18 protein-coding genes are annotated in these 23,560 nt (G+C 72.1%); 6 read left to right on the top strand and 12 right to left on the bottom strand.

From position 1 onward, the window contains the following. Positions 1 to 10: 10 nt before the first annotated feature. On the bottom strand, positions 11 to 793 hold the full coding sequence (gene ddaH, locus ABZ840_RS27730) for a dimethylargininase (RefSeq protein ID WP_361563396.1): 783 nt from the start codon (positions 791 to 793) through the stop codon (positions 11 to 13). A 371-nt stretch (positions 794 to 1,164) separates the two neighbouring features. Beyond that, a complete protein-coding gene (locus tag ABZ840_RS27725) occupies positions 1,165 to 1,569 on the bottom strand; it encodes a GntR family transcriptional regulator (RefSeq protein ID WP_361563610.1) in 405 nt (134 codons plus the stop codon). 543 nt (positions 1,570 to 2,112) lie between these two features. On the opposite strand from ABZ840_RS27725, the gene ABZ840_RS27720 reads away from it, so the two are divergent. Further along, the gene (locus ABZ840_RS27720; RefSeq protein WP_361563393.1) at positions 2,113 to 3,057 is read left to right on the top strand and encodes a GNAT family N-acetyltransferase; all 945 of its coding nucleotides are present in this window, start codon (positions 2,113 to 2,115) and stop codon (positions 3,055 to 3,057) included. A gap of 70 nt (positions 3,058 to 3,127) precedes the next feature. Here ABZ840_RS27720 and ABZ840_RS27715 read toward each other — a convergent pair whose 3' ends face one another. The 4 genes from ABZ840_RS27715 to ABZ840_RS27700 all read right to left on the bottom strand — a co-directional run bounded on the left by ABZ840_RS27715 (position 3,128) and on the right by ABZ840_RS27700 (position 7,557). After that, positions 3,128 to 4,348, bottom strand: coding sequence for a methyltransferase domain-containing protein (locus ABZ840_RS27715; RefSeq protein WP_361563390.1), 1,221 nt, complete (start codon positions 4,346 to 4,348; stop codon positions 3,128 to 3,130). 171 nt (positions 4,349 to 4,519) lie between these two features. Further along, the gene (locus ABZ840_RS27710; RefSeq protein WP_361563387.1) at positions 4,520 to 6,031 is read right to left on the bottom strand and encodes a tripartite tricarboxylate transporter permease; all 1,512 of its coding nucleotides are present in this window, start codon (positions 6,029 to 6,031) and stop codon (positions 4,520 to 4,522) included. A 3-nt stretch (positions 6,032 to 6,034) separates the two neighbouring features. Further along, on the bottom strand, positions 6,035 to 6,577 hold the full coding sequence (locus ABZ840_RS27705; RefSeq protein WP_361563385.1) for a tripartite tricarboxylate transporter TctB family protein: 543 nt from the start codon (positions 6,575 to 6,577) through the stop codon (positions 6,035 to 6,037). Continuing rightward, positions 6,574 to 7,557: a tripartite tricarboxylate transporter substrate binding protein gene (locus ABZ840_RS27700; RefSeq protein WP_361563607.1), complete on the bottom strand. Its 984-nt coding sequence runs from the start codon at positions 7,555 to 7,557 to the stop codon at positions 6,574 to 6,576. The genes ABZ840_RS27705 and ABZ840_RS27700 overlap by 4 nt, the downstream gene beginning before the upstream one ends. 152 nt (positions 7,558 to 7,709) lie before the next feature. Between ABZ840_RS27700 and ABZ840_RS27695 the strand changes: the two genes are divergently transcribed. Next, entirely contained in the window at positions 7,710 to 8,384 is a 675-nt protein-coding gene (locus tag ABZ840_RS27695) for a response regulator (protein WP_361563382.1), read from the top strand. A 232-nt stretch (positions 8,385 to 8,616) separates the two neighbouring features. Beyond that, positions 8,617 to 9,657 (top strand): lytic polysaccharide monooxygenase, encoded by a 1,041-nt coding sequence (locus ABZ840_RS27690; RefSeq protein ID WP_361563379.1) that lies wholly within the window; start codon positions 8,617 to 8,619, stop codon positions 9,655 to 9,657. A gap of 93 nt (positions 9,658 to 9,750) precedes the next feature. Here ABZ840_RS27690 and ABZ840_RS27685 read toward each other — a convergent pair whose 3' ends face one another. Continuing rightward, positions 9,751 to 10,650 carry a triacylglycerol lipase gene (locus ABZ840_RS27685; protein ID WP_361563376.1) on the bottom strand — a complete coding sequence of 300 codons (900 nt, stop codon included), beginning with the start codon at positions 10,648 to 10,650 and terminating at the stop codon, positions 9,751 to 9,753. A 439-nt stretch (positions 10,651 to 11,089) separates the two neighbouring features. Here ABZ840_RS27685 and ABZ840_RS27680 point away from each other — a divergent pair, with 439 nt between their 5' ends. Then, positions 11,090 to 11,686: a pyridoxamine 5'-phosphate oxidase family protein gene (locus ABZ840_RS27680; RefSeq protein ID WP_361563373.1), complete on the top strand. Its 597-nt coding sequence runs from the start codon at positions 11,090 to 11,092 to the stop codon at positions 11,684 to 11,686. Here the strand turns inward: ABZ840_RS27680 and ABZ840_RS27675 are convergent. Beyond that, the gene (locus tag ABZ840_RS27675) at positions 11,650 to 12,648 is read right to left on the bottom strand and encodes a helix-hairpin-helix domain-containing protein (RefSeq protein WP_361563604.1); all 999 of its coding nucleotides are present in this window, start codon (positions 12,646 to 12,648) and stop codon (positions 11,650 to 11,652) included. The genes ABZ840_RS27680 and ABZ840_RS27675 overlap by 37 nt on opposite strands. A gap of 353 nt (positions 12,649 to 13,001) precedes the next feature. After that, positions 13,002 to 17,195 carry a DNA polymerase III subunit alpha gene (gene dnaE, locus ABZ840_RS27670; RefSeq protein ID WP_361563370.1) on the bottom strand — a complete coding sequence of 1,398 codons (4,194 nt, stop codon included), beginning with the start codon at positions 17,193 to 17,195 and terminating at the stop codon, positions 13,002 to 13,004. A gap of 182 nt (positions 17,196 to 17,377) precedes the next feature. Between dnaE and ABZ840_RS27665 the strand changes: the two genes are divergently transcribed. Next, entirely contained in the window at positions 17,378 to 18,514 is a 1,137-nt protein-coding gene (locus ABZ840_RS27665) for a DUF3533 domain-containing protein (RefSeq protein WP_361563368.1), read from the top strand. Between the two features lie 69 nt (positions 18,515 to 18,583). Here the strand turns inward: ABZ840_RS27665 and ABZ840_RS27660 are convergent, their stop codons facing one another. Continuing rightward, the gene (locus tag ABZ840_RS27660) at positions 18,584 to 19,354 is read right to left on the bottom strand and encodes an SDR family oxidoreductase (RefSeq protein WP_361563602.1); all 771 of its coding nucleotides are present in this window, start codon (positions 19,352 to 19,354) and stop codon (positions 18,584 to 18,586) included. Between the two features lie 135 nt (positions 19,355 to 19,489). Here ABZ840_RS27660 and ABZ840_RS27655 point away from each other — a divergent pair, with 135 nt between their 5' ends. Further along, a complete protein-coding gene (locus ABZ840_RS27655) occupies positions 19,490 to 20,137 on the top strand; it encodes a TetR family transcriptional regulator (protein WP_361563365.1) in 648 nt (215 codons plus the stop codon). A gap of 71 nt (positions 20,138 to 20,208) precedes the next feature. On the opposite strand, the gene ABZ840_RS27650 is transcribed toward ABZ840_RS27655, so the two are convergent. Beyond that, the gene (locus ABZ840_RS27650; RefSeq protein WP_361563362.1) at positions 20,209 to 21,864 is read right to left on the bottom strand and encodes an amidohydrolase; all 1,656 of its coding nucleotides are present in this window, start codon (positions 21,862 to 21,864) and stop codon (positions 20,209 to 20,211) included. Between the two features lie 94 nt (positions 21,865 to 21,958). Next, the gene (locus ABZ840_RS27645; protein ID WP_361563360.1) at positions 21,959 to 23,359 is read right to left on the bottom strand and encodes a cytosine permease; all 1,401 of its coding nucleotides are present in this window, start codon (positions 23,357 to 23,359) and stop codon (positions 21,959 to 21,961) included. Between the last annotated feature and the right edge of the window lie 201 nt (positions 23,360 to 23,560).

Raw genomic sequence — 23,560 nt, 5'->3', positions numbered from 1 at the left:
GATATGGCGGTCATGCGGGCAGCTCCCGCAGGCGTACGGACAGACACGTCACGCACCCCTCCAGCTTCTCGAACTCTCCGATGTCGACGGGCACGGGCATGTACCCGAGATCGGCGAACAGCTCGGCGCTCTTGGGCGCACTGGCCGCCATCAGCAGTTTTCCCCCGCCCAGCAGAACGACGTGGGAGCCGGACTCCTCCGGGACGGCCAGGAAGCGGGGGAAGAGCGCCCGCGCCTCGTCGTCGACCAGCGGGGGGTATCCGATGACGGTGCCGTCGGGAAGTGCGGTAACGGCCGACTTCAGGTGCAGGACCTTGCTGACCGGTACGGCGACGACCCGCGCCCCCAATGGCTCGAATGCTGCACGGATTTGGCGCACTCCATCGGCATTGGTGCGGCCGCCCCGGCCCACGTACACCGTGTCGTCGATTTTCAGTACGTCCCCGCCGTCCAACGTCCCCGGCTCCCGCACCCGGCCCACGAAGCAGCCGAGGGCCGCCACGGTCTCGGCGGCCGCCGCGGTCTCCGGCTTCCGCTCGTCAGCGCCGGGCCGCGAGATCAGCGCGGCGTTGCGGTACACCACCATGGTGTCCTCGACGAAGACACCGTCCGGGCAGTCGTCGGCGGGCGGCACCTCGACGGTCTCCCAGCCGTGCGCCCGCAACGTGCCGACGTACGTCTCCCACTGCCGCACCGCGAGCCCGGCATCGACGGGCTGCCGGTCGATGTGCGTGACCAGCCCGTCGGCAAGCCCCGGGCTCGGCCGACGCACGAGGGCCTTCTTACTGGTCATCACGCGAGCCGTCCTGCTGGTCATATCGCCTCCGCCTTCCCGCGGCCCGAGCCCCCCGGCACGGCCCGCCGACCGTTACTGAACGACGAGTTAGCAAAGGCACCCTACGCGCCCCACCCCCCACCGAAAACCCACCCCACACCGCCCCGACCGACAACCGCCATTCGGCCCCGCCTGCCACCGTCTTCCGGAGGTCCGGGGCGCAGCCTCTGGGGGGGGGGCGGCCCACGCTCCCTCTCCCGGAGCCCCTGGGAGCGTGCGGCTCCCGCCCCCTCTTCCGGAGCCTGGGTGGGGGCGCGGCTACCACTCCTCCCCAGGCTCCGGAACCTGGGGAGGTACGCCTACTGCTCCCTCTCCTGCGTGGGGTGCGGCTACCGCTCCCCTCCCGCCCCTTTCTCAGGGTCGCCGTAGGTGGCGCGAAGGGCGGTCACCGCGGCGGACAACGCGGCCTGATGATCGAGCCCGAGGCGCTGGGCCCGCTGCGCAAACGCCAGGGCGGCCTCGGCGGCCTGCTGAGCCCCCGCGTCCCCGGCAGCCGCGACGAACGTACCGTTGCGCCCCCGCGTCTCGATCACGCCATCGCTCTCCAGCGCCCGGTACGCCTTGGCCACGGTGTTCGCCGCCAGCCCCAGTTCCCCCGCCAACCCGCGCACCGTCGGCAGCCGGAACCCGGCGGGCAACCGCCCGCTCCGCGCCTGTTCGGCGATCTGGGTGCGGACCTGCTCGTACGGCGCATCCGCCGCATCCTGATCGACAACGAGCTGCAGCGGGTCCAGGACCACAGTGACACTCCCAATAGGCCGAGCCGACAGAACCTTTGTCCCACCCATTGTGCTCCGCCCCCACCCCAAACCAACGCCACCACACCCAAAGCCCAGTACCGCGACCCGCAAGCCGCAATGCCGCAGGCGCAGGTCGCAGGCGCAGGCCGCGCAGGCCGCACCACCGGCTTCCCCTTCCAGGAGCCGCACGCCTCGCTTCCCTCATCCCGGAGGCGCACACCCCGGCTTCCCTCATCCCGGAGGCGCGTACTCTCGCATCCCGGAGGCACGTACTCCTGCCTCTCACTTCCGGGCGCAAACTCCTGCCGCCTCCCCCGACTGCCTTCCTCTGCCTTCCTCCCCTCCTTCCTTCCGGGGGCCTCCCCCTCCCCCCCCCACCCTCCCCTCGGCCCTCACCCCCGCCCTCCTCGTCCCTCCTCCCGCCGTCCTCGGCGCTCCTCCCGCCGTCCTCGGCGCTCCTCCCTCCGCCTTCCCCGTCCCTCCCTCCGCCCGTTATTCGGAGGCGCATGATGCAGGCGCGGCGTAGCGTCCGGCGGCATGTCGCTTTCCGTTCGCGCGTTCCGTCCCTCCGACGCCAAGGCCGTCGCCGACGTACGGCGGGCCGTCGCCCCCTTCCTCGTCTGCACCCCGCAGTCCGTGGCCTGGGAGGCCGCCAACGCCCCGGCCGCCCAGCACTTCCGGATCCTCGTCGCCGAGCTGGACGGACGGCTCGTCGGTGCCGCCAAGACCGGCCTGATGCACGACAGCACCGTCCCCGGCCAAGCGGTCGCGAACCCGATGGTCCACCCCGCACACCGCGGCCACGGTGTCGGCCGCGCCCTGCTCACCGCCGCCGAGGAACGCCTGGCCGCCCTCGGCGCCACCCGGATCTTCGCCTGCGTTCACGAGGACGACCGCTCAACGGGGTTCGCCGAGCGCAACGGCTATCACCGCAGCCGCACGTCCCGCTATCTCCGCCTCGACCTGGCCCGTACTCCCTTGCCGCCGCTCCCCGATCACCTCCCTTCCGGTGTGGAGCTGCGCACCGCCGCCGACTTCGGCGCCGATCCCTACCCGCTGTACCTGCTGGATGCCGAGGCCTCCTGTGACGAGCCGGGTGACGTGCCGGCCGACGCCATGTCGTACGAGAGCTGGCTGACCCATACTTGGGAGCACCCGGACATCGACCTCGGCCTCACCACCGTCGCCACGGTCAACGGTGAGCCGGCCGCGTTCAGTGCGGTGGCCGCCGACGGCCTCGGCCGCTGCTTGTCCGCGATGACCGGTGCCAAGCGCGCCTTCCGTGGCCGCGGTCTGGCGAAGCTCGCCAAGCTGCGGGCGCTGCACGAGGCCCGGTCGGCCGGCTGTACCGAGGCGTTCACGGGCAACGACGCCACCAACGCGCCGATGCTCGCGATCAACCGGGCCTTCGGCTACGAGCCGTACGCCACCGAGTGGCGCTTCCTCCGGGAGCTCGACGCCCCGCAAGGCCGAGCCGAGTGAAATGTCAGGGGTATTCGTGACCCGGGCGTCCGCTCCGCTGCCGTCGTCACCAAAGGCATCGTCGCCGATGTCATCGTGCGTCTCCTCCCCGGCGCTCGTTCCCTTCGTGCGTGCCGTTCGTGGTGGTGGCGCTCTCGCCGGCGTTGTGCGCGCGTTCGGCTGTGCTGCTGTCGGCGAGACTCGGGGGCAGGGCCACCTCGCGGTGCGGGCCCGTCGGGTCGTAGGCGATGGTGTCGCCGGGCCGGTGCCAGTGCAGGACGAAGCGCTCCCCCGCGCGGTATGCGTCCAGGCCGGCTCTGCAGTACGCGACCATGTCGTCCGGCAGCGCGGCCAGCGGGAACCAGTCCAGCTCGGAGCACTTGTCCGGCTCACGGTTGACCGGCTCGCCGCCCGCGCCGTACGCCGCCTCGAAGAACCAGCCGATCCGGGGGCGCCCCTCGGGGCTGCGGTGCTGCATGACCAGTGCGACGCGCAGGTCGGAGAGGCCCAGTCGAAGTCCGAGCTCCTCGGCGGCTTCTCTGACCATGGCTTCCCGGACGTCCTCGCCGTCCTCGGCGTGTCCGCTGGGGGCATGCAGCAGCCCGTCGGCGTAACCGGTATTCGCGCGCCGGGCGAGCAGCACCTCGTCCCCGCGGCGCAGGATCAGATGGACATCGATCACCTCCGTATGGCGGGCCGGGGGCGCGGGGTGGACCACGAGGGCGTATCGCTCGTCCCGGACTTCCCTGCCCCACAGTGCGGCGTCCTCCGTGAGCCGCTCCAGGTGCGTACGGCGAGTCAGAGGCGCGGCCAGTCGTTCCAGTTCGGTGGCGGCGAAGCCGATCGGGGCCGCCTCGCCCCACCGGCCCTCGATCAGGACCAGGCGGCCTCCGGGGCGCAGCAACCGCACCCAGCTCTGCAGCACCGCCTCCGGGTCGGGCAGCGCCCACAACACGTGGCGGACCAGGACCACGTCGAACTGCCGCGCTGCTACCGGTGGTCGGGCGGCGTCACCGATCAGTATCCGGGCGTCCTGTCCCGCGAGTTTGGCGCGGGCTGCCTCGACCATGCGCGGTGAGCGGTCGACGCCGGTGACGCGGTGGCCCTGCTCGGCGGCGAGCAGGGCCATGCTGCCCGTGCCGCAGCCGAGGTCGAGGACGTCGGACGGTTCGGTCGGCAGCCAGGCTTGCAGCCGGTGCGCCCAGGCGGCCCGTACCGCCGGATCGCGGAGTCCGTGATCCGGCTCGTCGTCGAACCGCTCGGCGGCGGAATCCCAGTATCCGGCCTCGGTGACCGGTGTGTCGGTAGCCATGTACGGATAGTGACAGGCCCCACTGACATTCGCTTTTGCCTGTGGATAACCCCATCGTTGGCCAGTACCGGAAAGGTCCGGAATACCGGACGGGTCCGGAGTACCGGACAGGTCCGGGGCGGGCCGCCAGGCCGGCCGGAGCCCGCACTCCGGCCGGCGTCTCGCCGGTTCTCAGTCCTCCGCGTCCTCCGCGCGCGCGGTACGCGCGCGGAAGAACGCCCGCTTGATCCACGGCCATGCCAGCAGCACCAGAATCACTGCGTACACCGTGATCGAGAACGGGGTGTTGACCAGGCCGGTGACGCTGCCGTCGCTGATCTGCAGCGCGCGCCGGAGTTGCTGTTCCGCGGCCGGGCCGAGGATGACGCCGATGACGGCGGGCAGCACCGGCAGGCCGTACCGCCGCATGCCCAGTCCGATGAGCCCGATGATCAGCAGGATGACCAGGTCCAGCGGCTCTCCGCCGACCGCGTACGCGCCGACCGCCGCGAAGAAGAGGATTCCGGCGTAGAGGTACGGGCGCGGGATGCGCAGCAGCTTCGCCCAGACCGGGGCCAGTGGCAGGTTGAGGACGAGCAGCAGGACCATGCCGACGAACAGCGAGGCGATCAGGCCCCAGACCAGGTCCGGTTCGCGTTCGAAGAGGAGCGGTCCGGGCTGGATGCCGTACTGCTGGAAGGCGGCGAGCATGACGGCGGCGACGGCGGTCGTCGGCAGGCCGAGGGTCAGCATCGACACGAGCGTGCCGGCGGCCGAGGCGGAGGACGCGGACTCGGGCCCGGCGACGCCTTCGATGGCGCCGCGGCCGAATTCGTCGCGGTGCTTCGAAAGCCGCTTCTCGGTGACGTACGAGAGAAAGGTGGGGATTTCGGCGCCGCCGGCCGGGATCGCACCGAAGGGGAAGCCGATGAGCGGTCCGCGCAGCCAGGGCTTCCAGGTGCGCCGCAGCTCGGCCTTGCCCAGCCAGGGGCGTCCGACGGGGATGGACTCGCCCGACGTGCGCCGGAGGTGGGCCGCCACCCACAGTGCCTCGCCGATGGCGAACAGTCCGACGGCGACGATGACGACGTCGATGCCGTCGGCGAGTTCGAGCGATCCGAACGTCAGCCGCTGCTGTCCGGTCATCTGGTCCAGGCCGACGAGGCCGAGGGTGAGGCCGATGAGCAGGGAGGCGAAGCCGCGGATCCGGGAGCTGCCGAGTACCGAGGTGACGGCGATGAAGGCGAGCACCATGATGGCGAAGTAGTCGGGCGCCCCGATGTCCACGGCGAGCGAGGCGACCGTGGGGGCGAGGACGACCAGCAGGATCGTGCCGATCATGCCGCCGGCGAAGTGCCCGCAGGCGGCGGCCGCGAGGGCCTGGGCGCCGCGTCCGGCGCGGGCCATGGGGTTGCCTTCGATGGCCGCGACCACCGCGGCGCTCTCGCCGGGGGTGTTGAGCAGGATGGAGGTGGTGGAGCCGCCGAACATGCCCCCGTAGTAGATCCCGGCGAACATGATGAACGCGCCCGTCGGGTCGAGCCCGTAGGTGACGGGGAGGAGCAGGGCCACGGCCATGGCGGGGCCGATGCCCGGCAGGACTCCGATGGCGGTGCCGAGCAGTACTCCGATGGCGGCCCACAGGAGGTTGAGCGGGGTCAGTGCCGTACCGAAGCCGTCGATGAGTGAGGACAGGGAGTCCATCGTCTACAGCACCCCCATGAGCGGTCCGCCGGGCAGTGGCACGCCCAGCAGGTTGTTGAACACGACGTAGGTCACCAGGGACAGGACGGCCGCGATGAGCGGGTCTCGGGTGAGGTTGCGGCTGCCCAGTGCGTACGCGGAGCCCCAGAAGAGCAGCGCGCCGGAGATCGGGAAGCCGAGGGGCTTGATGAGGACGGCGTTGGCGAGGAAGACGCCGGCCAGGAGGGCGACGGTGCGCCAGTCGCCGGGTTCGGTGAGGTCTATGTCCTCGCCGCCCTCCGCTTCGCCGCGGCCGCCCCGCAGGACGTCGACGGCGAGGAGGACGGCGACGACCAGGAGGAGCACACCGACGACGATCGGGACGGTGGTGGGCCCGATGGGGCCGCGCTGGGTGATGTCGGTGTCCATCGTGATCGCGTCGGTGAGCACGAGGACGCCGAGGACCAGAAGGGTGAGGCAGACGCCCAGTTCGGAACGGCCGCGCAGTCGTGCGCGCAGACCGCTGTCTCTCGGTGGCGCGGCGGGATCGGTACCTGCGGTGCTCACAGCCCCAGCTCCTTCAGTACGGTGTCGACGCGCCGGTCCTGGGCGGCGAGGAAGCTGCCGAACTTGTCGCCGGTCAGGAAGGCGTCGCTCCATCCGTTGCGCTTGAGTGCGTCCTTCCACTCCTTGGAGCGGTGCAGCTCGGTGAAGAGGCCGGTCAGCTTCTCGCGTTCGACGTCGTTGAGCCCTGGGGGCGCCACGATGCCGCGCCAGTTGGTGAACTCGGTGTCGACGCCGGCTTCCTTGAGGGTGGGCGCGTCGAGGCCCTTGACGCGCTTCGGGCCGGTGACGGCCAGGAGGCGCAGCTCGCCGGACTTGATCTGGTCGAGGTACTCGCCGACGCCGGAGACCCCGAAGGCCACCTTGCCGCCCAGCACGGAGGCGAGCAGTTCGCCGCCACCGTCGAAGGGCACGTAGTTGACGGACTTGGGGGTGATGCCGGCGGCCTTGGCCATGAGCATCGGTGCGAGGTGGTCGGGGCCGCCGGCCGAGGAGCCGCCGCCGACCGGCATCTTGCGGGGGTTCTTCTTCCAGTCCGCGAGGAGCTGTTCGAACGTCTTGTACTTGGAGTCCTTGGCGACGACCACGATGTCCGGCTCCTCGGTGAGGCGCGCGATGGGGGTCGTGTCGCCGAGCCCGGAGGGCGAGTGGTTCGTGTGGACGGCGCCGACGACGCCGAGGCCCATGGACATCGCGAGCTTGCCGTTGCCGTGCTCGTTGACCATGCGGCTGAGGCCTACCGTGCCACCGGCGCCGGGGAGGTTGAAGACCTCGACGTTGTGGTTGAGGCCGGCGTCCTCGATGCTCTTCGCCGCCGTACGGGCGGTGATGTCGTAACCGCCGCCCGGCGTGTTGGGCACCATGAACTGCAGTCCCGGAATGCTGGTACCGGTGTCGGTGCCGCTGCCCGATGTCAGCAGGGGCGGCCCCAGGAGGACGATCAGAACCGCCCCCAAGAGGGCGAGGGGTGTGCGCGCACGCACAGATGACACCACCCTTCTCTTGCGTGTGGCTTCGTGGCTCTGTGGGGGGGGAGATCGTGGTGAGGGCACATGTTGCCCGGGGGTTAACTCCGCGTCTCGCTTCCGGTATTAAGGGTCGTTGTGAACGTTGTGGTCATGGGAGGGATCGTTCGATGACCAAGGTGCTGGTCGTCGACGACGACTTCATGGTGGCCAAGCTGCACAGCCACTACGTGAACGCCACGGAGGGCTTCACGGTGGCCGGGGTGGCGCATACGGGTGCCGAGGCGCTGCGCGCAGCAGAGCGGCTCCGTCCCGACCTCCTCCTGCTGGACGTCTACCTGCCGGACATGGACGGCATCAGCGTGCTGCGGCAGCTGCGGGCCCTGAAGGGCGGCACGCACGCCGACGCGCTGTTCATCACCGCGGCGCGCGACGCGCACGTCATACGGGACGCCCTGCGGGCAGGGGCGCTGCACTACCTCATCAAGCCGTTCGACCGTGCCTCCCTTCAGGAGCAGCTGCGGCACGTGGCGACGATGCGCGCACGACTGGAGAGGCTGGGCGAGGCCAGCCAGGAGGACGTGGACCAGATCTTCGGCACCCGTCCGCGCGCCTCCAGAGGTCTGCCCAAGGGGCTCGCCGCCCATACGGCGGAGCTGATCGAACGGACACTGCGGCAGCACGAGGACGGACTCTCGGCTTCGGAGTGCGCCGCGGCGGGTGCGCTGTCCCGGGTGAGCGCGCGGCGCTACCTGGAGTACTTCACGGGCACCGGGCAGGCGGAGGTCTCGCTCCGCTACGGGGGCACGGGCCGCCCCGAACGCCGCTACCGGTGGATCGCCTGACCCGCCGCCTCTCCCTCGGGACTTAATCACCGCTGAGCGGTTCCTTAAGCCACCCCTAAAGATCGCCGTAGTGCCGCTCCGGACGGCGAATTCGCTGGTCGGCGCGGCTAGCGTGCTGCCCGCCGGGCGGAGCCGCCGCACACCGGTGCCGCTTCCCGGGGGACGGCATAGGCGTACAGCGGCCGGTTCCGCCACGCGCACCTCCCCGTACGTGATGAAGGAGCCCCCCACGATGACCGTTCTCCGCAAGGCCACAGGGATAGCCGTCGCCGGCCTCGCCCCGCTCGCCCTCACCCTGTTCGCCGCGCACCCGGCGGCCGCGCACGGCTCGATGACGGACCCGGTGAGCCGGATCTCCGCGTGCTACGCCGAAGGCCCGGAGTCCCCGGACTCCGCCGCCTGCAAGGCGATGGTCGCGGCGGGCGGCGTGCAGGCCCTGTACGACTGGAACGGCGTACGGGACGGTGCGGCAGGCGGCCAGTCCAAGTCGCGTATCCCGGACGGCAAGCTGTGCAGCGCGAACAGCGAGGAGTACAAGGGCCTGGACCTGGCGCGTGCCGACTGGCCGGCCAGCAAGATGGCGGCGGGTGCGCACTCCTTCCGGTACAAGGCCACCGCGCCGCACAAGGGGACGTTCGAGCTGTACATCACGAAGGACGGCTACGACCCGAGCAAGCCCCTGAAGTGGTCGGACCTGGAGGAGAAGCCGTTCGCGAAGGTCACCGACCCCGAGCTGACCAACGGTGACTACGTCTTCGACGGCAAGGTCCCGGCCCGCTCCGGCCGCCACCTGATCTACAGCATCTGGCAGCGTTCGGACAGCCCCGAAGCCTTCTACACCTGTTCGGACGTGGTCTTCGGCAAGGACAGCGGCAGCTCGGGCGCCGCGGCGGAGAACAGCGAGGAGACGCGCTCGGAGGACGCGTCGGCGCCTGCCGCCACCGCCCCGACCGAGCAGCAGCTCGCGGCCGGCGCGGACAAGTCGTCCATGACCCACATGCATCACGGCAGCGCGAACGAGGGCACGCACGCGGACGGCGGCGCGCACCCGGACGCGGTCAGCCCCGCGCACTCGGGCGAGGACACCCGGGCGGCCACCGAGGGTGCGCGCCCCGCCGGCTCTTCGGGCAAGGAGGTGACCACGGAGCTCGCGGAGACCGGTGGTGACAGCTCGACCGGGCCGCTGGCCATCGGCGGAGCGGCCGTGCTGGCACTGGGCGCCTCGGTGCTCTTCGCCGTCGCCCGCCGCAAGGCCGCCCGCAACGGCGGCTGAGGCCGGTCGGCGCCAACAGCCCAACGGTGCGCTGCTCCACGAGGAGCAGCGCACCGTCAGTGGTACCGGTATGGGTACCGGCAGTGCTGCCGGTCAGCGTGACAAGCAGGTCGTCGGTGTCGCGTGGGCCGGGTCCAGGGCGTTGGCCGTCTCGTGGAAAGCGACCCGGTCGGCCAGGCCGATGATCACGTGCTCGGAGAAGTCGGTCGGGCACAGATCCTGGACCAGCACGTTCCGCACGTTCGGGCCGTTCAGGAACTGGCTCTTGTACGGGGTGACGACCTCGTCGTACTTGGTCGCGATGACCGTGTAGCGCACGCCGGGAACGGTGTCGCCGCCCTCGTTGAGGCGGTTGAGGAAGTCCGAGCCCACGATCTGGTCGTTGAGACCCGGCGCGAACGATTCGAGGTACTTCTTGGCGCCCGGGACCTGGTCCAGGAGCCGAGTCAGCCCGTTCACGTCGGTGCCGTGATTGTCGGGCGCGATGCCGACCAGGGCGTTCACCTTCGCCGCGCCGCCGAGGAACTTGAGGTAGTAGCGCGGCATCATGCCGCCCTGCGAGTGGCCCACGAGGTCGGTCTTCTCCGCGCCCGTCGCGGCCAGCACCCGGTCGACGTACGCGGAGAGCTGCTCGGCCGACTTGTCGATCGGGCCGAGGCCATGGAAGAGGGGGACGCCGGGCAGTTGGCCGTAGTCGAGGGAGAAGACGCAGTAGCCGCGGGCGACGAGGTAGGGCGCCAGGGCGAGCCAGTTGTCCACGGAATTGCCGAGGGTGCCGTGGACGAGGACGACGGGGCGGGGGTGGGCGGCGGACGGCTTGCAGGAGTAGTCGTTCCAGCCGGCGGAGACGGCGTTGCTCGCGGCGGCGCCCGGCCGGCCGGCGGCTGCCGCTGTGGGGGTGGCCGCCGTGGCGGCGCCGAGGGCGAGAGCGAGGGCGGAGACGGCGGTGGCCGCACGTCTCCAGGACAGCGATCGGTGCGTGGACGTGTTCATGCGATGCTCCTTGCGGGAGGTGAGGGGACTCCGAAGTGCTCGCCGAGTCATCACCTGCGATCCGGATCGCATGGCTCAACGCTGTGATTGACCGTCAAGTTACGGCTGGGTAGTTCCGGGGGTCCAGTCGTGTGACGGTGAAAGAAGTGCCACACGATTCTCACCGGACGTACGGGTTATCCACAGGCTCCGACCGCTGTCGGCGCCCCGGCGTAAAGTCATTTCCGTGCCGCCCGCGAGCCGCGCGGGCCCGCTGTGACAGGGGGATACAGCAGTGGACACAACGTCAGTGGAACCGGAGTCGATTGACACCGCACCCGCGGCCGCAGCCGCGACCGCAACGCCCATGCGCGCGCCTTTCGCGGGCACAACACCGGCTGGGACAGCGGAACAGGCAGGCGAAAGCCGACCGCTGAAGGGCCTGGTAGAGGTCACCTCCGTGGCGGAACTGCGCGACCTGGTCGGCAAGCCGAACGACCGCGCCGCCAACAAGGTCCGCCCCGCGCTCCACCATCTGGACCGGCAGTGGCTGGCCAACTCCCCCTTCTGCCTGGTCTCCACGGCCGACGCGGAGGGACGGTGCGACGTCTCCCCCAAGGGCGACCCCGCGGGCTTCACCCTCGTACTGGACGACACCACGATCGTCATCCCCGACCGCCCCGGCAACAAGCGCGTCGACGGCTTCGTCAACGTCCTGGCCAACCCGCATGTGGGGCTGGCGTACGTCGTCCCCGGCCGCAACGACACCCTCCGTATCAACGGACGCGCCCGGCTGCTGCGCGACGCCCCCTTCTTCGACGACCTGGTCGTCAACGGCCACCGCCCGGCGCTCGCGCTGCTCGTGGAGATCGAAGAGGTCTTCCACCACTGCCCGAAGGCGTTCCTCCGCTCCGCCCTGTGGCGTGCGGAGACCTGGCATCCCGAAGCGCTCCCCTCCCGGGCCCGAATATGCAAGGCCCTGGAGGCCCCGGACCTTTCGCTCGAAGCCCTGGAGGCCCACTACGGCCCGCGGTACGCCGAGCGGCTGTACGGCTGACCGTAGAGCCGGCGGCTCCCGGCACGCGCGGGGGCGGCCGACACGGGGGCGGCCCACGCGGCGGCGGGACGGGCGGCCTGCGGACCGAACCGGGTACGGGCGCGGTCGACAGCGGCTTCGATGCGACGGGCCTTGTCGTCCGCCGGATCGAACGACAGCTGACGAGCGGCGCGTTCGGCCCGGCAGAGATCCTCGGCCCGTAGCGCCACCGCCCGGACGCGCGCGCGTTGCAGACCGAGCGCGGCATGCAACGCGTAGGCGACCTCGGTCAGCGCGGGCCCGTGCGCGGTCGGCTCGGCCAGCCGGCGGGTGCGGGTCGTGGTGGAGCGGTCGGCATAGCGGACGGTGAGCGTGAGCGCGCCTGCCACCTGACCGCCGCTGCGCATTCGGGAGCCGAGTTCGTCCGCGAGCGAGAGCAGCGCCCTGCGGCGCCGCGCCTCGTCCAGCTCGTCGTGGGCGAAGCGGTGCTCGGCGGCCATCGAGCGGGCCGGAGCGTTCGGGGTCACCGGCGTCGGATCAACACCGCGAGCCCGCTCGTACACCCGGCGGCCGGCCTTCGAGCCGAGGATGCGCTGCAGGGTGGCGGGCGGTGCCGCGGCGATCCGCCCGACGCTGTCGAGCCCGTACGAGCACAGGGCACGGGCCGCCGCGGGACCGATGCCGTACAGAGCGGCGGCGGGTCTGCGGTCCAGGAAGGCCGCGACGCCCTCGGGGTCACCGGGGACGACGTGGATCTCCCCGGGTGCCGCGTCCTGGGCAGCCATCCGAGCGAGCAGGGGGTTACCGGCGATACCGATGGCGCACTCGACGTCGTACCAGGCCAGGGCGCGCAACCGGAGCAGCTCGGCGATACCGGCGGCGTCCCGGCCGAAGTACCGCTGCGCACCGCGTACATCGGCGAGCGCGGCGTCGGGCGGCAGCGCCTCGACCACGGGGGTGAACTCCCCCAGCAGCGAGATCAGCCGCTCGTACGTCTCCTCCCCGAGGGGCGGGACGGCCGACTTCCCCCCACGGGGAGAGGCAGCGGCCGCCCCGGAAGCGGTGCCCGGGGCGGGGACAGGGGCGGCCGGAGACGCCGGTTCGCCCGGAACGGCAGCACCGGCCGAATCAGCGGGACCAGCCGGACCAGCGGGACCGGAAGGAGCGGCAGGAGCGGCAGGAGCGGCAGGAGCGGCAGGGAGGAAACGTACGTACAGCGCGGCGGCTCCGGGACGGGTGCCCTGGACCGCCTGGGACGGAGCGCCGGCGACATCCGCCGGAGCGTTCATGGAAGAACCAACGGAAGGAGGTGAGGGAGGGAGGCGTCGGTAAATGGTCATCCTGCGCTCCCTGGGCTGGCGTGCCAGAGCTTGCGGCCGGTGGCGGCGCGTTCGCCCGCGGGCTGGAGGTCGGCCCACGGATGCAGGGTGTAGCCGGTGGGCAGACGGATGACCCGCTCGTCGTCCGGGGACGACGAGTCATCGGATGCCGCTGACGCCGCCGGGGCGAAGGTGGCCGGGACACCTCCGGGGGTGGCAGCACCTCGGGGGTCGACCGGGACGCCTTCGGGGGCTGCCGGGGCACCGCCAGGGGCAGTCGAGGCACCGCCAGGGCCAGCCGGAGCAGTGCCGGGTTCGGCGGCGGCGTACAGCTCACGGTCGGCGGAGCCGCTCCGGCTGTGGGGGTGACCGGTGACGCGCGCACCGGGGTCGCCCCCGGCGGCGACGTACGTCGGAGCGGACGCGGACGCGGGGGCCGGGGCGGAGGTGGGGGCCGGGGCGGACCCGGGGGTTGGGGTGGGCGTGGGGGCTGGGGTGGGGTCGGGGGTGGAGGGTGGGCCGGGGGTGGGGGTGGTGGGGGGTGGGGGGAGGGGGGGATGGGAAGCCAGATGAGCCGTGACCGCCCGAAGCCCGCCCCGCCCCCGCAGTTCCGCCAGTTCCGCCAGGTTCCAGACCGCCGTGCCGACCACGCTGAGGCTGCGCGGGCCGCGGCGCTGGACCGTGCCGCGTACCAGCAGCAGCCAGGAGTGGAAGACGGTGTGGGCGCACGTCTCGTGGCTGTCGTCGAAGAAGGCGCAGTCGACCAGCCCCGTGCTGTCGTCGAGGGTGGTGAAGATGACCCGCCGCCCGGAGCGGATCGGGGGTGTCTGGGTGGCCGCCTTGGCCCCGGCGACCAGGACCGTGTCGCCGTGTCGGGCTTCGCGCAGCCGCTTGGCGGGGAGTACTCCCAGCTCGTTCAGGAACTGGATGTGATCCCCCATCAGGTGCCGGGAGGCGTCCATGCCCAGTACGCCCAGCTCGGCGCTGAGGCGTTCGGCGTCGCTCAGGTCCGGGAGTCCGGCCGGTGCCGACGCCGCCGCGGACAGCGGGAGTTGAGTGTCGGCCGGCGCGCCCCGCTGCTGGCGGTGCAGTTCGGCGATGTGCAGCAGCAGGTCGCGGCGGTTGGCACCGAAGGAGTCCAGCGCGCCGACCCTGGCGAGGCGTTCGAGTACGGGGCGGCCGGGGCGAGCGCGGCGCCAGAGGTCCTGGAGGGAGGTGTAGGGACGGCCGGCGGCGATCCGTTCGGCCTCCGCCTCGCTGATGCCGTGCACTTCGGAGAGTGCGAGGCGCAGCCCCCACCGGCCGGCCACGCCGGAGGCGGCCACCACGCGCTCCCCCGCCATGCGCTCCCCCGGCATGCGCGATCCGGTGCGAGCGGTACGCGATTCGGCACCCGCAACGCGCGAGTCGGCGCGCGCGGTACGTGCTCCACTGCCCGCAACGCGCGAGACAGTACGCGCGGTACGTCCTCCACTGCCCGCGACATTCAGTTCGACGTGCGGTTCAGCATTCAGTTCGATGCACGATTCGACGCGCGATTCGACGTGCGGTTCGGCGTACGGTTCGGTCACAGTTGGGCGAGATTCACCAGACACCAGTTCGATTCGATAAGCGACGTCGGAGTGGTTCACGTCCAACGGGAGGATCGGGACGCCGCGGCGGCGGGCGTCGGCGAGGAGGAGGCGCTTGGGGTACATGCCGGGGTCGTGGGTGAGCAGCCCGGCGTAGAAGGCGGCCGGGTGGTGGGCCTTGAGCCAGGCGGACTGGTAGGTCGGTACGGCGAAGGCCACGGCGTGCGCCTTGCAGAAGCCGTACGAGCCGAACGCTTCGATGATCTCCCAGGTGCGGGCGATGTCGTCGGCGGAGTAGCCGTGCTGGGCGGCCTGTTCGGCGAACCAGACGCGGATGCGGCCCTGCGATTCGGGGTCGGACAGGCCGCGGCGTATCCGGTCGGCCTCGTCGAGGCCGCAGTCGGTCATGCGGTCGATGATGCGGATGACCTGTTCGTGGAAGACCACGACTCCGTAGGTCTCGCGCAGGGCTTCCTCCAGGTCGGGGTGGGGGTAGCGGATGGGTTTGCGGCCGTGCCGGGATTCGATGAAGGGCCGGACCATGTCGGCGGCGACGGGTCCGGGGCGGAAGAGGGAGATGTCGACGACCAGGTCGTGGAAGGTGGCGGGCTGGAGTCGGCCGATCAGGTCGCGCTGGCCCGGCGATTCGATCTGGAAGCAGCCGAGGGTTTCGGTGGAGCGGATCAGGCCGTACGTGGCGGGGTCGCCGGGCGGCACCTGCGCCGGGTCGTCGAGGTCGGGTGCCGGGCGGCCGGTGGCGCGGCCGATCTCGGCGGTGGCGTGGGCCATCGCGGACTGCATCCGTACGCCGAGTACGTCGAGTTTGAGCAGGCCGAGGTCTTCGACGTCCTCCTTGTCGAACTGGGACATGGGGAAGCCTTCGCCGCCGGTGGGGACCACGGGGGTCCGTGCGGTGAGGGTGGCGTCGGAGAGCAGCACGCCGCACGGGTGCATGGCCATGCCCCGCGGCAGCGCGTCCAGGCCTTCCACCAGGTCCCAGAAGGGCGGGGGCGGCGGGTTCTCGCGGAGGTCGCGCAGTTCGGGCAGTTCTTCCAGGGCGGCCCGGGCGTCGCGGGCGCGGATGTGCGGGAAGGCCTTGGCGATCCGGTCCACTTCGGTGGGGTCCATGCCGAGGGCGGCGCCGACGTCGCGTACGGCGTGCCGTACGCGGTAGGTCTCGGGCATGGCGACGGTGGCGACGCGTTCGGCGCCGAAGCGGTCGAAGATCGCGCGGTAGACCTCCAGGCGGCGGGCTGATTCCACGTCGATGTCGATGTCGGGGAGGACGGCGCGGCGCTTGGAGAGAAAGCGTTCCATGAGGAGGCCGTGTTCGACGGGGTCGGCGTGTGCGATGCCGAGGAGGTGGTTGACGAGGGAGCCGGCGCCGGAGCCGCGGGCGGTGACGCGGATGCCGAGGCGTCGGGTGTCCTCGACGACCTGGGCGACGGTGAGGAAGTACGACGCGAAGCCGTGGTGGTCGATGATGTCCAGTTCGCGGTGGAGGCGTTCCCAGTAGGCGCGGGCCGCGGGGCCGCGGTCGTAGCGGCGGCGGACCATTCCGGCGGCGCAGCGTGAGCCGAGTACGCGTGAGGCGGTGCGGTGGGCGGCGCCGACGAGGCGGGGTTCGGGGAAGTGGACGGTGCCGAGGCCGATGTCGTCCTGGGGGTCGACCAGGCACTCCCCCGCCGTCTCCTCGGTCATGGTGAGCAGTCGGTGGGCGGTGTCGCGGCGGTGGCCGGCGGCTTCGGCGACGCGTTCGGCGGTGCGGGCCATGGCGTCGGCGTCCTTGAGCCAGCGTTCGCCGCTGTCGCGGGCTTCGGGGCGGTGGCGGTCGATGGGGACGAGGCGGCGGGCGGAGTCGAGGACGTCGGCGACGGGGCCCTGGCCGGGGTCGGCGTAGCGGACGGCGTTGCTCAGGACGGCGCGGATGCCCTGGTCGACGGCGAAGCCGAGGGTGCGGGCCGCGAGCCGGAGGGAGCCGGGTCCGGTGCCGGTGCGGCCGTGGTGGACGACTTCGAGGCGGAGTGCGTCGCCGTAGAGCTCGCGCCAGGGGGCGAGGAGGCGGGCGGCGCGGTCGGGGCGGCCGGCGGCCAGGGCACGGCCGATTTCGGAGTCGGGTCCGAGGAGGACGAGGACGCCGTCGGTGGGGTCGCCGAGGTGGGCCGCGGCGCGGCGGATGTCGTCGGTGGTGCCGGTGGTGGTGCCGGTGGCGCGTCCGTCCGTTCCGCCGGTGAGGGCTTCCCAGGGGAGGAGGGGGCGTTCGCGGTCGGTGGCGTGTGCGGCGGAGACGAGGCGGCAGAGGGTGGCCCAGCCGCGGGCGCCGTCGCGGGCGAGGAAGACGGCGCGGGGGGCCGATTCGTCGATGAAGGCTCCGCCGCGTACGGGGGTGCGGCGGCGGGTGGTGGGGGTGGGTTCCGGCTGGGGTGCATTGATCGCCAGTTCGGTGCCGAAGAGGGGGCGGATGCCGGCTTCGGCGGTGGCTTTGGCGAAGCGTACGGCGCCGGAGAGGGAGTCCCGGTCGGTGAGGGCGAGGGCGTCCATGCCGCGTTCGGCGGCGCGCTCGGCGAGCTGTTCGGGGTGTGAGGCGCCGTACCGCACGGAGAATCCCGATGCGGTGTGCAGGTGCGTGAACCGGGACATTCGCACCTCCTACCGCGTGAGCACCCCCTGACTTCTCTTGCATCCCCCGTCTCACTTCCACCATAACGCTTTCTTCGAACGTTCGTACGAACGCGCTCGCGCGCAGCCACCCGCAGGCGCCCACGCGACGCGCCGGGGCATGCCCGCCCGGCCGCATATCTCCCCCACAAAAAGGAAGATATGTGACGAATCGCTACGAATACGAGGAGCGGCACATGGCCACAGCGGACGGCGGTACCGGCACCGGGGCCGAGGGCGGGGCCGGCACCGGAGGCGACGGCGACGGCACCCGCAGGACCTTCGCCGGAGAGCTGCGGGACGCGGTGTCGGCGCGGGCCGCGCTGCTGATCATCGGGGTGCTGGCGCTGACGGCCGCGTTCATCGCCTCGTACGCGGGCGCCTTCCACTCCCCCAAGCCCCGGGACGTGGCCTTCGCGGTCGTCGCGCCCCCGCAGGCGAGCGGGCAGCTGGTCGCGAAGCTGGACGGGATGGCGGGCTCGCCGCTCGACGCGCGGCCGGCCGGATCCCGGGCCGAGGCCGTGCGGCAGCTGAAGGACCGGGAGATCGACGGGGCGCTGGTGTACGACCCGCACGGCAAGCAGGACGAGCTGCTGGTCGCGGGCGGCAGCGGCAGCGCGCTCTCCGACGCGGTCCAGAAGGTCCTCGCCAAGGCGGAGCAGACGGAGGGGCGGACGGTCCGGACGACCGACGTGGCCCCGGCGGATCCGCAGGACGCCCGCGGGCTGTCGTCGTTCTACCTGGTGGTGGGGTGGTGCGTGGGCGGCTACCTGTGCGCCGCGATCCTCGCGATCAGCTACGGGGCGCGCCCCACCAACGGCCGGCGGGCCGTCATCCGGCTCGGCACGCTGCTGCTGTACTCGGTGCTGGCGGGGCTGGCCGGGGCGCTCGTCATCGGTCCGGTGCTCGGGGCGCTGCCCGGCAGCGTGGTGGCGCTGTGGGGGCTGGGCGCGCTGATCGTGTTCGCGGTGGGCGCCGCGACCCTCGCGTTCCAGGGCATCGCCGGGATCGTGGGGATCGGGCTGACGATCCTCGTGGTCGTGATCGGCGGCAACCCCAGCGCGGGCGGCGCGTACCCGTATCCGCTGCTGCCGCCCTTCTGGCACGCCATCGGCCCCGCGCTGCCGCCGGGCGCGGGCACCTGGGCGGCGCGTTCGATCGCGTACTTCGACGGGCAGGCGCTGACCGGGCCGCTGCTGGTGCTCGCGGCCTGGGCGGTGGTCGCCGCGGCGCTGACGCTGCTCTTCGCGGCGCTCTCGGTGGGCCGGGGCACGGTCGACCGCAGCGAGACGCGGCAGTAGGGACAGGAATACGGGGGCGGGCCGGCCCCCGTACAGCCCGCCCCTCTGTACAGCCCCCCGTCCGGCGGCTCACATGTGCGTGCCGCCGTCGATCCGGAGCTCCGTGCCCGTGACGAAGGCGCCGTCCTCGGAGGCCAGCATCGCGATGACGCCCGCGACCGTCTCCGGGCCCGCGAAGCCCTCGCCGATGGCCGGGGCCAGCTTCACGAACAGGCTCATGTCGGCGTCCGCCGGCAGCCCGGGGCCCTGACCGGTCGTCATGCCGCTGGCGATGGAGCCGGGCGCGACGCACACCGCGCGCAGCCCCTGCTTGCCGTACTCGCTGGCGATGGCGTGGGTCATCGACTGGATGCCGCCCTTGCTCGCCGCGTACGCCGCCATGTACGGGTGCGCGAACGAGGCGGAGGTGGAGCTGAAGTTGACGATCACCGGCTTCTCGCCCGTGAGCAGGGCGGGCAGCGCCTCACGGATCATCAGGAACGTGCCGGTCAGGTTGGTCGTGATGATCCGGTTCCAGAAGTCCAGGGTGGTCTTGTGGGTGTGCTCGGAGCGCAGGATGCCGGCCGCGTTGACGAGCACGTCCAGGCCGCCCAGCGTCTCCACGGCGGATGCCACGCCCGCGGCGACCGCGGACTCGTCGGATATGTCCAGGACCGCGGTGGTGAGCCGGTCGGCCGCGCCGTCGGCGGCGGCACGCTCGGCGGTGGCCTTCAGGCCCTCCGCGCTCACGTCGGCGGCCACGACCCGGCCGCCCTCCGCGAGGACCCGGTGGACGGTGGCCCGGCCGATGCCCGACCCACCGCCGGTGATCAGTACACGGCGACCCTCGAAGCGGTTCAGGGCGTGCATGGGCGTTCTCCTTCTCGTCGCTCGCGGCTCACCGTCGAGCCGCGTTTTCACAGTACGCCTATATGGCACACTGTGCCACTCATGCACGTGGCGCCACTTTGACGTACAAGTACGTAGACTCGGCCCATGCCCACCGCACCCACCGCCCGCCCGTCCCTCACCGAGCGCCGCAAGGCCGCGACCGAGCTGGAGATCGCCCGTACCGCGGCGGCGCTCTTCGCCGAGCGCGGTGCCGCCGTCACCGCCGAGGACATCGCCCGCGAGGCGGGCGTCGCGCCGCGCACCTTCTACCGCTACTTCCGGACGAAGGAGGACGCGGTCGCGCCGATGCTGACCGGGGGCGTACGGGACTGGGCCGAGGGGCTGGCGGAGCTGGCCGCGCAGGAACCGGAGCTGCCGCTGGGCGAGGTGCTGGAGCGGGCGGCCCGGGCGGCGCTGACCCCCACCGGCGCGCGGGCGGAGGAGGCGCTGGAGTGGACGCGGGGGCTGCTGCACGCGATGCAGGACAACCCGGCACTGCGCGCGGTGTGGCACCGCGCGCACCACGAGTCCGAGCTGGCGCTGATCGAGGTACTGGCCCGGACGACCACGGCGGGACCGCTGGAGGTACGCCTGACCGCGGCCGCCGCGGACGGTGCGCTGCGGGCCGCGGTCGAGGTATGGGCGGCGGGCGAGAGCGAGGAGTCACCGGCCGAACTGGCGGTGCGGGGCATCCGGAGGGTGGCGGCGGCATTCCCGTGGCTGGCGGAGCGGCGGGCCCCCGAGGGCGGGTGAGGCAGCCGGTGGCCCCGGCCGGTGGACAGCGGACGGTGGACGGCGGGGCCGGTTGCCTCACCCGCAGAGACTCAGGCGGCCGAGTGGGTCACCTTCCCTCCCACCACGACCGTCTCCGCAACCGTCCCAGGGATGTCCTCCGGAACCGCACGGAGGATGTCACGGGAGAGGATGACGAAGTCGGCGAGTTTGCCGGTGGTGAGTGAACCGCGTTCGTTCTCCAGGAAGTTGGCGTAGGCCGAGCCCATCGTGTAGCCGTGGACGGCGGTTTCCACGTCGATCATCTCCTGCGGGCCCCAGGGTTCGCCGCCGCCGAGCGGGCGGCGGGTGACGGCGGTGTAGATGCCGATCATCGGGTCCATCTCGGCGACGTTCCAGTCGCTGGAGAAGGCGAGGACCGCGCCCGCCTCCTGCAGGCTGCGCAGCGGCCAGGCCTTGTGCCAGCGGTCGGCGCCGACGTTCTCGGCCCAGTCCTGGCCCGGTCCGGCGATCTCGGGTGCGGCGTGCCGGGGCTGCATGCAGGCGACCACGCCCAGTTCGGCGAAGCGCGGGGTGTCGGCCGGGTCCAGGCATTCGACGTGTACGACCTGGTGGCGGGCGTCGCGCGGCCCGTTGGCCGCGCGGGCCCGCGCCACCGCGTCCAGCACCGTGCGGATGCCGCGGTCCCCCGTGGCGTGCACGAAGCACTGGAAGCCGAGGGAGTCCAGTTCGGTCAGCAGCTCACCGAACTCCTCCGGCGGGTAGAACGTCTCGCCGCGGTGGTGCCGGCAGCCCGCGTACGGTTCGAGGAGCGCGGCGGTGCGCGGCTCGACGACGTCGTCGATGTAGAGCTTCAGGGGGCCGACGTTCAGCCGGTCGTCGTCGAACTTCTCGGCGGCGGCGGCGAAATCGACGAGGTCGGCGCCGGTCGTGCCGCGCGGGTGGAAGAGGGCCGCGACGATGCGCGAGCGCAGCCGGCCCTCCGCGCGGGCCCGCTCGAAGAGCGCCAGGTCGTCCAGGGAGTTCTGCGGCTCGACCACCGTCGTGATGCCAAAGCGGATCGCGTCGTCCAGGCTGCGGGCGAGGCGGCGGTACTGGCGGTCGGGCGACGCCCACGGCACGCCGAGGTCGCGCAGGGCGCGGTGGCCGTCCCGGGAGAGGCCGCGGACGGCGAAGTCCTTGAGGAATCCGGTGGGTTCGCCGGTCTCCGGGTCGGTCTCGGCGCGCCCGTACGGCAGGTCGGTGCGGTCCTTGGTGATGCCGAGGCGGCGCAGGGCAGCGGTGTTGAGCCAGGCGGTGTGCACGTCGTAGCTCAGCACGAAGGCGGGGGTGTCGCCGGTGACCGGGTCGAGGTCGGCGGCGCGCGGCATGCGGCCGCCGGGGAGCGCGGAGTAGTCCAGCGCCTCGGCCTCGATCCACTCGGCGTCGGGGTGCGCGTCCCGCCAGGTGCGGATGCGGTGGTGGACCTCGTCCAGGGTGCGGGCGCCGGCGAGCTGGACGCAGGCGTCGTCGGAGCCGAGGCGTACGTGGTTGTGCGCGTCGATGAAGCCGGGCAGCACCAGCTTGCCCCGGGCGTCGAGGACTTCGGTACGGCCGGAGATCCACTCCGCGGCGTCGTCGTCGGCGCCGAGCCAGACGATGCGGCCGTCGCGTACGGCCAGCGCCTCGGCCTCGGGCAGCGCGGGGTCCACGGTGTGGATGCGGGCGTTGCGCAGCACGAGGTCGGCGGCGGGGTGGTGCGGGGACATGTCCAACTCCTGGGGTGGCGCGAGTGGTTGTGGTGCGTAGTGACGGTGCTTGGTGGTACGCGCGGTGGCGATGCGATGTGCCGTGGCTGGTCGGTCAGGGGGCGACCGGAAGCGGTGTCGCGGCCTTGCGCCGGGCGAGGGCCCAGTACGTGAGGCCGGCGACGACCGAGCCGAGGAGGGTGAGGTCGCCGCCGCCGAGCGGGGCGACGAGTGGGCCGGTCCACAGTTCGGAGTCGCAGGTCAGCGCGGCGAAGAGCATGCCGGCGAGGAGGGCGGCCAGCCCTTCGGCGTGCCAGCCGGCGCGGTACCAGTAGCGGCCGTCCGGGCCGGCGTGGAGTGCGTCGGCGTCGTACCGGCAGCGGCGCAGCAGCATGTCGGCGAGGAAGACGCCGCCCCAGGGCGCGAAGACGATGACCATCAGGGAGAGGAAGGAGAGCAGTGACTCGGTGAAGTCGGCGAGGAAGAGGGCGTAGAGGGAGCCGGCGACGGTGACGGCGGCGCTGATGACGATGGTCCGGGCGCGGGTCCAGGGGATGCCGAGGACCTGGAGGTTGAGGCTGGAGGAGTACAGGGTGAGGATCGAGTTGGTGACCGAGCCGCCCAGTACGAGCAGCAGGAACAGCGGTTTGAACCAGCCGGGCAGCAGTCCTTCGACGCCCGCGACCGGGTCGGTCATGTCGGCGCGGGTGGTGGCGGCGACGCCCGCGACGCCGAGGCCGACGGAGGAGACGAAGCCGCCGAGGGCGCCGCTCCAGGTGATCGCGCGCAGCGAGGTGTCCTTGGGGAGGTAGCGGGTGTAGTCGGCGGGCATCGGGAGGTAGGAGACCGGCCCGGAGAGCATCACGACGAGGGCGAGGGTCCAGGCGCTGAAGCCGCCGGCGGCGCCCTGTGCGGCGGGGGCGTGCGGGTCGAGGCCGGGCAGCAGGAGGACGAGCAGGACGGCGAAGCCCGCGCCGAGGACGTACGCCATCCAGCGTTCGGCGGCCTGCACGGTGGCGTGGCCCCACATCGCGACGGTGAAGGTCAGGGCGAGGGTGACCAGCAGGGCGACGGCGCGGGCCGGGGCGCCGTCGAGCAGGTGGGCGCCGGCGAGCAGGGCTTCGAGGGCGAGGGCGCCGACGACCGTGTTGACGATGGTGTAGCCGATGCTGACGATCCAGTTCAGCATGCCGGCGGGCCAGTTGCCGCGGTGGCCGAAGGCGGCGCGGGAGATGACGAGGGTGGCGGTGCCGGTGCGGATGCCGCTGAGGCCGGCGGCGCTGACGGCGAAGAAGGCGAGGCCGCCGAGGACGACGACGGCGGTGGCGGCCCAGAAGGAGAGGCCGAAGGCGACGGCGAGGGTGCCGTTGATGACGTAGGTGAAGGTGAGGTTGGAGCCGAACCAGAGCCAGAAGAGGTCCTTGGCCCCGCCGTGCCGGTCCTCGTCGGGGATGGGGTCGATGCCGTGTGTCTCGACTCTGAAGACCTCGTCGTCGGCCACTCCGGTAGACGTCATGTGTTTCCCTCGCTCCGGCTCGGGAGGCCCCGACTGCGGGCCCGACTTTGAATGACGTTCAAGATTCTTGAACGTCATTCAAAATGCCCGCCCCTTCCCCACCCGTCAAGAGTCCACGGCGGATCCGCCGGGATAAGGTCGGGACGAGGGCACGCGGAGACCCCGCGCCCCACCCGCACACCCAGCGGAACGTACGGGACG

It is taken from the genome of Streptomyces sp. NPDC047117, from assembly GCF_040643545.1.
Classification (GTDB): Bacteria; Actinomycetota; Actinomycetes; order Streptomycetales; family Streptomycetaceae; genus Streptomyces.
This window is presented reverse-complemented; position numbering and strand designations above follow the sequence as displayed.